Raw genomic sequence first — 11096 nt, forward strand, 5'->3', positions numbered from 1 at the left:
ACTATCATTCTTCCAGGAAAACGGGTTTCTTTATGCATTCATTTTTGGATATTTATGAGTTTTGCAACACCCTCATCAAATTGAATCTCTTTCACTAGTTTCCCAATTTCCGTAGAAGACTGTCCTGATTGTTCTGCTAGCTTTCGCACTTCATCTGCTACAATTGCAAATCCTCTACCTTGCTCTCCAGCTCTCGCAGCCTCAATTGCCGCATTTAACGCTAATAAATTTGTCTGTTCTGCAATATGTTGAATTACTTCAAGGATTGCTCCAATTTGTTTCGACTTATCGTCTAACAAACCAATGATTTTGTCTGACTGTGAAACAGACTCATGAATTAATTGCATTTGATTCACAGTTTGTTCAACTAACTTCCCACCATTTTCAGCTTTTTTCTTCGTATACATAGAGGCTGTAGATACTAATGAAGAACTATCTGCAACACGCTGAATTCCTTCTGTAACTTCTTCTAACAATGTTGCTCCTTCTTCAACTTCTTTCGTTTGTATTTCTGCACCACTTGATACTTGCTCTATAGCCTGTGTAATTTGTTCCGTTGCTTCGCTTGTCTGCTTCATACTAGCTGTTAATTCTTCTGAAGATGCCGCTACATGACTTGCTGAAGTGTTTATATTGGAAATGACACTTTGTAACGATGCAGCCATCTCGTTAAAACTTTCTCCTAGCTGTCCAATTTCATCTTTAGAATGAACTGTAATTGATTCTGTTAAATCACCTTCACTAATCTTCTTCGATGATATGACAAGTTGTTTTAACGGTTTAATAATAGACGCAATTATGAAGTAAATTACAATCCCACCGATTATTAGTGAAATTCCAAGAACAGTTATTGTTTTATAGAAAATAGGTTCAGCCGCTTCGATAATTTCTTTGGAAGGCATAATTCCTGCTATTTTCCATCCAGTTTTCTTATTCGTTTTAAAAGTGATATTGCGATCTTCACCATCTAATGAATAATGAAAATCCCCAGCTTCCTGTTTATACAATTCTTTACTAAGTTTCTCTTCTAATTTCTCTCCTGGCTTCATTTTCGGGTGCGCTACTACATTTTTATCTTGATCAAATATCGCTACATATCCTTCCTTACCGATATTAACCATCTTAGAAGTAGTAACAATATCATTAATGATTAAGTCAATCCCAAGAACTCCACTTTTATCCTCGTTTTGTTTTGCTAGTGTAATAACAATATTTCCTGTCGTTTTTGACTTATATGGAGCAGTTACAATTACTTCTCCGCTTTTCTTCACTGCCTCTTTATACCAATCTCTTTCTGTAGGATTATATCCATCTGGCATCTGAATAGCTGGTGATTGAATGAACTGTCCATTACTAGATCCTGTATAGATTGCTTCCATTTCTGGATGCAGTTTATTGTATTCTTCTAGTTTATTCTGTATGTTTTGAATTTGATCTGCTTGGTAACTTGATTGTGTAAATAATTTCGTAAAATAAGTTGCATCTATTTTTTTACTATCCAATTCCTTATTAATTACATTATCCAAAATTTTTATATTATCTTTCGCCGAGTTTAAAATTGTTTCATTAAAATTCGTCTTCGCCTGTTGATAAGACGTCCAACCAATTACAATACTTGGAAGAATTAAAATAATAATAAATGATACAAGTAACTTTGTTTTTAAACTACTACTCCTTAATTTCCCTTGAAACATACTTCTACCCCTCCATACCGTTTTAAATGTAATTAATTAACATTTAATCTTTCTATAAAAAATAATACGATTTAAATGTATCAATGAGACTCTCTATCTTTTTATACATCTAAAGAATTGATACATATCTTTTTCATTCTATATAAATTAAATAATTAAAACAATGTATAAAAATGTATATTATTCGAAATATTATAATTCATAGGAGAACCTCTAGTATTTCACTTACTAGAGGTTCTTTCCACCTTACTATTCTTTATCTACTTCTTTTTTCTCATCTTCTACTACAGATACAACAGGTTTATCGCTTGATAATTGTTGTACCGCTCCTTTTCCTGCAAATCCTTCTAATAGCTCTTTTAAGTCAATGCCAGAAGAAGCTTTTAACGTTTCTTGCATCGTTGCCATTAAATCAGTCGCATAACCCGCAACTTTTCCGGCCCCGCTATTTTTACCACCGCCGCCTGTATCGACAACTGTGATTTTATCAATATTACTAAGCGGACTTGCAAGTTCCTTCGCATAACTTGGAAGCATTTTAAGAACCATATCCATAATTGCCGCTTGACCATATAATTCAAATGCTTCTGCGATTTTTTGTTTCGCTTCTGCTTCTGCTAAACCTTTTAATCTAATAACATCTGCCTCTGCTGTACCTTGCGCTTTTTGTACTTCCGCTTTCGCTTGACCTTGTGCTTTTTCAATTTCCGCCTTCGCTAAACCTTCTACACGTACTTCTTCTGCACGTGCTCTCGCTTCTGCTTCAATCTTATATTGATCCGCATCGGCTTTTTTAATTTGTTTTACTTTTTCTGCTTCCGCTGATTGCTCAACGGCATAGCGATCTGCATCGGCTTTTTTCTTAACTTCTGCATCATATTGCTTTTCACGACGCGCAATTTCTTTTTCTTCTAACTCAATTTGCTTTTCACGCTCAATGATTTTAACGCGCATTTGCTCTTCTGTAACACCTTGTTGTGCTTTCGCTTGTTGTAATTCGTAAGAAAGATCCGCATCTGCACGCGCTTGTTCTTGTTCTCTCTTATAAGACTGTACTTTTAATTCTTTATGTTTTTCAGCTTCAGCGATTTGTGCATCACGTTGATATTCTGCTTCTTTTGCCTCTTTTTCAGCACGGGCTTTTTCAATACGTGCTTCTTTTTCACGCTCTGCATTCGCAATTGTTGCATCACGCTTAACTGTCGCAATTTGGGGCTGACCAAGCGCATCTAAGTATCCGTTTTTATCCATTATTTCTTTAATTGTGAAAGAAACAATGCGAAGTCCCATCTTCTTTAAATCTGTAGAAGCTACTTCATGTACCTTTTGAGCAAATTGCTCTCTATTACTATACGCATCTTCTACTGTCATAGAAGATAAGATAGCACGGAGATGCCCTTCTAAAACTTCTTTTGCTTCTATTTTTAACTCTTCTGTTTCTTTTCCTAAATATTGTTCAGCTGCTGTGGAAACTTCTTCAATTGTTGATCCCACTTTAATAATAGAAACACCGTTTACTGTGATCGGTACACCTTGTTTCGTATACGTATCACGTGTACCAACTTCTAATTTATAGTTTAATAAGCTTAAAGGCTCTGCTCTCTGCATAATTGGAACTACGAAAGTACCGCCCCCGCGAATAATCTTAATCTTCTTTCCATCATCAGTGGTAACTACATTCTTTCCTCCACCAAGCCAGTTCCCTGTAACAATTAACGCTTCATCCGGACCAACCGTACGATACTTCGTAATAAATACTAAAATGAGTAGAATTAAAATTGCGAGTAAAACTCCACCGATAATTAATGGAATCGTCATGTAAATTCCCCCTTATAATTTTGGTTTCTTTAAAGAATAAGCGATGTTTTGTACAAGTAAAACACCATCTTGGACTCCCTCGATAATAACCTCTGTTCCTTGCGAAATATCTTTTTTTCCAACAGTTTTAGCTGGGATTGCATTACTTCCAAATTGGGATGAAATTAATACTTCACCAAATCCTTCTGTAGGAATTGTCGTAATGACTTCTCCTTTGCAACCGATAAATTCATCCATACGTTGCATCGTATTTTGTTCTGCTTCTGCAATCGGTTTTAAAATTAGTATTTTCATGATGAAAACACCGATAAAAGATATAGCAAATGCAGCCCCGAAAATAGTAATACTATTAAAGGAGAATAAGTACTCTCCTATATAACTAAGCCCACATAACATGGCGAAAAAACTAAGTAATAAAGTAACAACGGATACAGACCCGCCCCCAAAACTAAATATCGATTCAAATATATCTCCAAAAAAGATATAAATAACAGTGAGTATAGTAGCAATAATAAATCCGTATAAATAAATTGTTTCAAGTGGATAACCAAACAAAGCCATTTCTTATCCCCCTCTCTTAAACAATCCCCTTTTTTGTTATGTGTATGCCCCACCTCTTTCAAAGATTATTGTTCTTAATTTTCAGTCATTTACCTTTTAAATAAAAGCCTGTAAGACAGGCCTCTAAAAAAGAACAGGAGAAACCTATTGTGACAGGCTCCTCCTAGAAAATAACCGATATATTATATATCTATATAATATACTATTTTCCACAAAAAGTAAAGTTAAACATACATTGGAAAAGCACTTATTTTACTGACAATTCGTATGTTCCATCGCCATTATCATATTTATATACATACAAGTAATACTTACCTGGTTTTGCATTAAATTTTGCTTCTATATGATTCCCATTAGCTTGACCGTAAGCCGCATAATTTTGCATATCTGATTCATGGTGAAGTACCCATGTCATCCCAATTCCATACTCATTTAAAACAGAAATATCGATATCTTTCGCTGATGCTACATTAAATGTATAAACATCAGTGTGGTCCCCGCCAATAAGACTACCTTTTATCTTACTATTTAGCTCGATACGATTTGCTTCCTCTGGACGATTATTTGGTTCTGATTCTGTTAAACTTCCATCTTTAATCGTAACAGTTGTTTCGCTTCTGCTCTCTTTTCCTTTATCGTCTTTTACTCTTAACGATACTTTATAAGAACCTTCTTTTTCATATACATGTACTGGATTCACTTCTGCACTTGTGCTTCCATCTCCAAATTCCCATAAATAAGAAACAATTTTTCCATCTTCATCGTTTGAATCATCACTTTTAAATTGAATGCCCTCTTTTACAAGCCCATTATAAGGGCCATTTATATTAACTGTTGGAGCTTTATTTTCTCCATCATCTTTCGCAATTCCATGGAAGACTACATCATATTCAAATTCATTTGAACTATTCACACGATAATTAACGAAGTAAGCTGTAACAGTTTTGTAGCCACTCCATTCTTTTTGCGCCAATTGTTCTAAAGATTCATTTACTCTTTTACTAATTTCTTTCCAATCTTCTGATTCACCTTTTGTGACACTTCCTGTATACGTACCTTCTAATGTAAATGTATTAAAGAATTGAGAATTATGTTTTGTCATTTTTGTATCTTTCATAGGCAACGTATCACTAATTTCTTTCTTCACCGCTGTTAATGACTTCGTTGCATGTTCAGCTAAATAATCACCAGCTACTTCTGGTACAGTGTATGTATCTTGATTATCAATTAACTGCTGCATATACTCTTGATACTCTTTATTTAACTTAGGATCTTTACTTAGATTTTCACGATATGCATCATAATTTTTCACATCATTCGCACGAATCAAATCTTGAATTTTATCAAATGTTTCAAACTGATGCGTATATAAGTAAGACTGCAATGCGAACGAGTAATTATAGAAATCCCAAGAACCGTATTTAGCAAATAGTGTACGCTCTGCTGTATAACGGCTTGCAGGATCAGATGATAATCCGCTAATTATGCTCTTTCTTGGTACAACGTTATTCGTACGAGTAGATCCTGCGAAAAACTCTGCATTTCCTTCTTGGAACCAAGTTAACCTTTCATTTTGATACATATCTCCTCTTCCAAATAGACCTGGTACTTCATATCTACCTTGCAGGTAATGAGTAAATTCATGACGGAATAACTCTTCTAAACTATAAATACTTTGCTCTGGTGTACGCTCATATGTAAAGAATGTACCTGTCTCTTCAATATAAATTCCACCGTTGTTTGTTTCATATCCATACAATTGTCTATTTAACTGATATTCATCTGGACTATTATAAATTACGATCGTTAATACATCATCCGCATTTCCTGGCTCTAACGCTTTGTCATTTCCAATTACACGGTGATACTGTGCCTTTACTTCCTTCGCAGCCCAATATAGTCTCTTAATTTTTTCTTCTGATACTTTATCTCCTGTTTTGAACACAATTGATCCATCGTCGAATGTATACGTTTTTGGTAAGTATTGCTCTTTTCCTTCTTTACGTATTTTCTCTAAATCTACTGTATTCCCGCTATAATCTTTACCATTATAATTTGTTGTAATTTGTTCTACCGCAACAAAATAAGGTTCACTTAAGCGCGGGTACATATGCATGGCTTTTGTAACAACCTCTAATCCTTTATTTGGATTGCTATGAAACTTCCCTAAACGGCTAGCAAAATAAATTCCATTATTAACGAGCCATTTATTTTCTGACGTTACTTCATTTAGAAGAGCAATACGATTTATTTCATTAATAAACCCATCTACTTTTCCATACCACATCGTTTCATTCGCTTCTTTACGAGCCTCAGTTAAGTACGACTGTATATCATAGTCAATACCTTGCATAATATCGTATATTGCTTGTCCCTTCATTCGATCATTTACATAAGTAGTATAATTATCATTGTATTGCTTTAAAATATTCGATGCGTATTGAACCGTTTCAACATCGCTTGAAGCATTACTAATTAATTTACCGTATGCAGATACGACTGTATCTTGTTCAACTGTACCAAGCTTAAAGTTTGGATTTTTTGCGATTGCTTTTAAAGCAGGTAAACATTTATCCTGGAAGCTTCTTTCATTTAAGTCGCTTAATTCACTATTATAAAATGCAAGATAAAAAGCTGAACGCAACACTTCAGTAAACGTTTGAATTCCTTTTGAATCATCTTTCGTAAATGTACTACCTCTATGAGCTAATTCATCTATAATGACTTGCATTTTTCCTTTATCTTTATAAAAAGCCTTTGCATCTTCATTAAACTGGAATAAGTCTGTAATTTGGTGCCACTTAATACTGCCTAACGTTTCAACTAATTCTTGATCATTCATTTTGTTTAAATCAGCCATTGAATAGCTTTCTTTAACTTGCTTTACTGCAGTTTTCTTCGTAATAGATGCTGGTCGCTGTGAAAAATCTCCTACTTTTAAACGTTCTTGAAATGATAAAGTTTCATCAACTTTTGAAATATGTCCAACTTCATCTACCGACTTTTCAATTCCAACCGGTTTCGTTTTCAACACGTTATACGGTACTTTTTCTTCCGCTGCTGCATGAGTTTGAAGTGCCCCTAACGATAAAGCCATTGTACTAATGCTAAGCATCACTTTATTGATCTTTGATTTCTTGTTCATATCCTTGCCCCCTATTTTAATATTCCATTCAAGAATTTAACATAAAATCTGGATGTAACAATATAAAATGCAATATTTCATATTATTTCTTCCTATAATTTGTACATATCGTGAACGCATTGCTCTTTACCTCCCTAAAACAAATTACATCCTTTCATGTTACAAAAAGAGAATTTTTTGACAATTAAAAACTTAATTGTTATGATTATTATAATTGTTAATTTTATTAAATAAGGGTGGGATTCTATGATAAAAAAAGAAAACAGTGTATTTTATATCTCCTTCTTGCTAACAACATTATTCATTATATGGGGAATTACCCCAGCAAGTTGGATACAAGGCTACGATTTACAAAGTGTTACATCTTCTTTAAACTCATTTATCCTCAATAAATTTGGGTGGTTTTACTCTCTACTTATGACTACAATGATTATTTTGGCTGCTTATTTAGCATTTTCTAAGTACGGTTCTATTCGTCTTGGTAAAGATGGAGAAAAGCCAAAATATAATTATCCATCTTGGCTATCCATGTTGTTTGGGGCAGGAATGGGAATTGGACTCCTCTTTTATGGAATCGCTGAACCGATTTCACATTTTACAGATCCATTAACAGGAAAAGCAGGTACAGAAGAAAGCGCCAAACTCGCTATGCAATATTCATTTTTCCACTGGGGACTCTTTCCGTGGTCACTATACGCAATGGTCGCTTTAACAATTGCATATTTCACATTCCGCAAACAAAAAGGTAGCACTATCGGGGCTACAGTTACTCCATTATTTAATCGATCGAAAAATTCCCGTATCGGAAAAACAGTTGATATTTTAGCTGTTTTAGCCACAGTGTTTGGCATTGTACCATCTGTTGGGATTGGTGCTCAACAAATTGCTGGAGGATTAAGCTATTTATTCCCTTCCATTCATAACACTTTACTTACCCAGCTCGTACTTATAGCTATCTTCGCTGTTTTATATTTAACAAGTGCACAAACTGGCTTAGATCGTGGGATTAAATATTTGAGTAACTTGAATTTCTCTCTTGCAGGTATTTTACTCATCTCTTTCTTACTTTTAGGGCCAACCGTATTTATTATGAAATATTTCACATCTACACTCGGTTCTTATATTGGAGCTTTGCCTAGTATGGGATTAAATTTAGGAGCATTTAATGAAAAATCTTCTTCTTGGATTGAAAATTGGACTATTTTCTATTGGGGATGGTGGATTTCTTGGTCTCCATTCGTCGGCACATTTATCGCACGTATTTCTAAAGGGCGTACAATAAAAGAATTTATTTTTGGAGTTGTATTAGTCCCAACTCTTATCTGTACATTTTGGTTTGCAGTATTTGGTGGTACCGCAATTCATATGGAAATGTTCCAATCGCTTGGAATAGCTGATGAAATTGCAAAAAATGGTACAGAGATTGGATTATTTGCTGTTATTTCACATCTACCATTCTCTACATTTTTAACGATTATCGGGTTAATTTTAGTAGCCACATTTTTCGTTACTTCTGCTGATTCAGCAACATTTGTTGTTTCCATGCAAACGAGTAACGGAAGCTTATCACCGAAAAATAGTTTAAAACTTATATGGGGATTAACAATCGCGATAATTGCCGCTATTTTATTACAAGCTGGAGGATTAAATGCACTACAAATCGCAGCTATCATCGCAGCACTACCATTTTCTATCGTAGTCGTTCTTATGGTCATTTCGCTCTTTAAGGAGCTGCGAAAAGAAGATGTTAATTTGCAAACAAAAGAAGTATCTCAAAAAATAAAAAAGGTTATGTAACGATTAGCACCTCTTTTAAATAAAGTATTCGGCCAATAAATTAATCCTGAATTCCCTATTAATAAAGGCGGGAAAGTAAATTAAATAAACCCCATTCGTATGAAATATAATTTTCATACGAATGGGGTTTTATTATATCTCTTATACAAAAGACACCATCATATGCATGTTTCTAATAAAACCGCCATGATAATATCTTCTCAAAAAAGAAAAAATTAATTATATATAATAATAAGATTAAACGTTATTTATTTCTTAAATAATCTCTTTCTAAATACGAACATACTTAGTGCGGAAAGAACAAGTGTTATGCCAGAAAGTAAAGTCGATGTGCTAGCTTCACCGCCTGTTGATGGTAAAAATTTCTTGCCTTCCTCCGGCTTATTAGTATGTTGTTTATTTAAAGTGTCTGCTTTTCTTCCCTCGTTTTCAACAACTTGATTATTCCCTTTTGGCTCTTGATCCAATCCTGTTGCTGATTCTTTTACTTCTTTCTTTGGTTCTTTCGCTTCTTCAACTTCTTCTTTTGCTTCTGCGACTTCTTTTACCGGCTCTTTTACTTCTTCTTTTGTTTCTTCAACTTCTTTTACCGGTTCTTTTACTTCTTCTTTTGTTTCTTCAACTTCTTTTACCGGTTCTTTCACTTCTTCTTTTGTTTCTTCAACTTCTTTTACCGGTTCTTTCACTTCTTCTTTTGTTTCTGCGACTTCTTTTGTTGGTTCTTTTACTTCTTCTTTTTCCACTATATTCTGTATAACTGTTCCGTTAAACCTGATGCTAATTTCATCAGAATCTAAATCAAATTTATACACCTTTTCACCTAGGGTATTCCATTTTATTACTCCGTTATTAAACGTCCCTCCCTCACTTGCCAATTGAATATTTTCAATACTTTCTCCTTCTAAATCATATACAGGAACTTGAATTTCTTCGTTTATTTTTGCATCATTTAAAATGATATTTTGTCTTCCAACATCAATTGTAAACCACTGACCTAATTGTATTAACGGCCTTACATCACGAATCTCATTCCCAGCTAGATTTAAGCTAAATAAGTTTAGCATAGAACCAATAACCGTTACATCTTTAATATGATTGTCCGCAAGATTTAACCACTGTAAATTTTCCAATGAAGATAGTGGTGTTATATCTTCAATTTGATTATGAGATACATTCACATTATTCAATTGCTTCAAGTTTGAGATGAACTCAATATTTTTCAGGTCTACTCCTTCTAAAGTGAGGTTTTCTAAGTTCGTCATGTACTCTAAACCTGTTATATTTTTTATCTCATTTCCTTTTTCTTTAAGTATCTCTAGTTTTTTAATCTGTAATAAATCTTCTTTTGTGATAGGAGCGTTTATATTCTCTCTACCTAAATTCTCTTTATTAATATGTTGTTGTAAAGTTTTATCGAGAATTACATTTTCCTTTTGTTCATTATTCTCTTTTATTGTTTCCTTGATTTCGTCTAATCTTTCAACAACATTTTGAATTACTGTTCCATTAAACTTAATACGATTCTCTTCTGGATTTATATCCAACATAAATTCATATGTTTTTTCACCGGTAGTCCCCCATTTAACAGAACCATTATTAACGATCCCATCTTCACTCTTCAATTGAATAGTATCAAGTGGCTCTCCTTGTAAATTATAGATAGGTATTTTAACTTCCTTATCTTTTTCTACATCATCTAAAAAAATTTTTTGTCTTTGAATATCGATATACATTCTTTTTCCTAGTTCTTGAACTGGTCTAACATCACGAATTTCATTTGAACCTAGTTTTAAATCATATAAACCTGTTAATTGACTAAGTGGCATTATATCTGAAATATAGTTTTCTTCTAGATTTAATTTCTGTAACCCTGACAATTTTGATAATGGCGTAAGATCTACTAATTCATTTTTGGAAAGCCCTAATTCAATTAATTTATTCATTCCATTAATATGTTCAACATTACTCAATCCATTATTGCTTATTTCAAATGTCTTTAAATTCGAGGGTGTTGCAAAACTCATAAATATCCAAAAATGAATGCATAAAGAAACCCGTTTTCCTGGAAGAATGATAGTATC

General features: G+C 33.6%; 5 protein-coding genes and 1 pseudogene. 1 reads left to right on the forward strand and 5 read right to left on the reverse strand.

The features are described 5' to 3' along the window. Positions 1-74 precede the first annotated feature (74 nt). The 4 genes and pseudogenes from ACQRBL_RS02890 to colA all read right to left on the reverse strand — a co-directional run. Positions 75-1694, reverse strand: a pseudogene (locus tag ACQRBL_RS02890) (methyl-accepting chemotaxis protein); the annotation flags it as partial. 249 nt (positions 1695-1943) lie between these two features. Continuing rightward, on the reverse strand, positions 1944-3512 hold the full coding sequence (locus ACQRBL_RS02895) for a flotillin family protein (RefSeq protein ID WP_000154998.1): 1569 nt from the start codon (positions 3510-3512) through the stop codon (positions 1944-1946). A gap of 12 nt (positions 3513-3524) precedes the next feature. Next, positions 3525-4073, reverse strand: a complete 549-nt coding sequence (locus ACQRBL_RS02900) for an NfeD family protein (protein WP_001173146.1) — start codon at positions 4071-4073, stop codon at positions 3525-3527. Between the two features lie 247 nt (positions 4074-4320). Next, positions 4321-7218, reverse strand: coding sequence for a collagenase ColA (gene colA, locus ACQRBL_RS02905; protein WP_153217511.1), 2898 nt, complete (start codon positions 7216-7218; stop codon positions 4321-4323). A gap of 246 nt (positions 7219-7464) precedes the next feature. On the opposite strand from colA, the gene opuD reads away from it, so the two are divergent. Next, positions 7465-9015 carry a glycine betaine transporter OpuD gene (gene opuD, locus ACQRBL_RS02910; RefSeq protein WP_071739131.1) on the forward strand — a complete coding sequence of 517 codons (1551 nt, stop codon included), beginning with the start codon at positions 7465-7467 and terminating at the stop codon, positions 9013-9015. Positions 9016-9263: 248 nt separating this feature from the next. On the opposite strand, the gene ACQRBL_RS02915 is transcribed toward opuD, so the two are convergent. Further along, the coding region (locus ACQRBL_RS02915) for an Ig-like domain-containing protein (RefSeq protein WP_427733865.1) at positions 9264-11096 on the reverse strand (1833 nt) is incomplete at its 5' end.

Origin of the sequence: Bacillus sp. AF62 (assembly GCF_050312695.1) — a bacterium.
Taxonomy (GTDB): Bacteria; Bacillota; Bacilli; order Bacillales; family Bacillaceae_G; genus Bacillus_A; species Bacillus_A cereus.

Bases quoted from the DNA above. Each gene is read 5' to 3' on its own strand.
- colA (WP_153217511.1), bottom strand. From the start codon at position 7,218: ATGAACAAGAAATCAAAGATCAATAAAGTGATGCTTAGCATTAGTACA.
- ACQRBL_RS02895 (WP_000154998.1), bottom strand. From the start codon at position 3,512: ATGACGATTCCATTAATTATCGGTGGAGTTTTACTCGCAATTTTAATT.
- ACQRBL_RS02900 (WP_001173146.1), bottom strand. From the start codon at position 4,073: ATGGCTTTGTTTGGTTATCCACTTGAAACAATTTATTTATACGGATTT.
- opuD (WP_071739131.1), top strand. From the start codon at position 7,465: ATGATAAAAAAAGAAAACAGTGTATTTTATATCTCCTTCTTGCTAACA.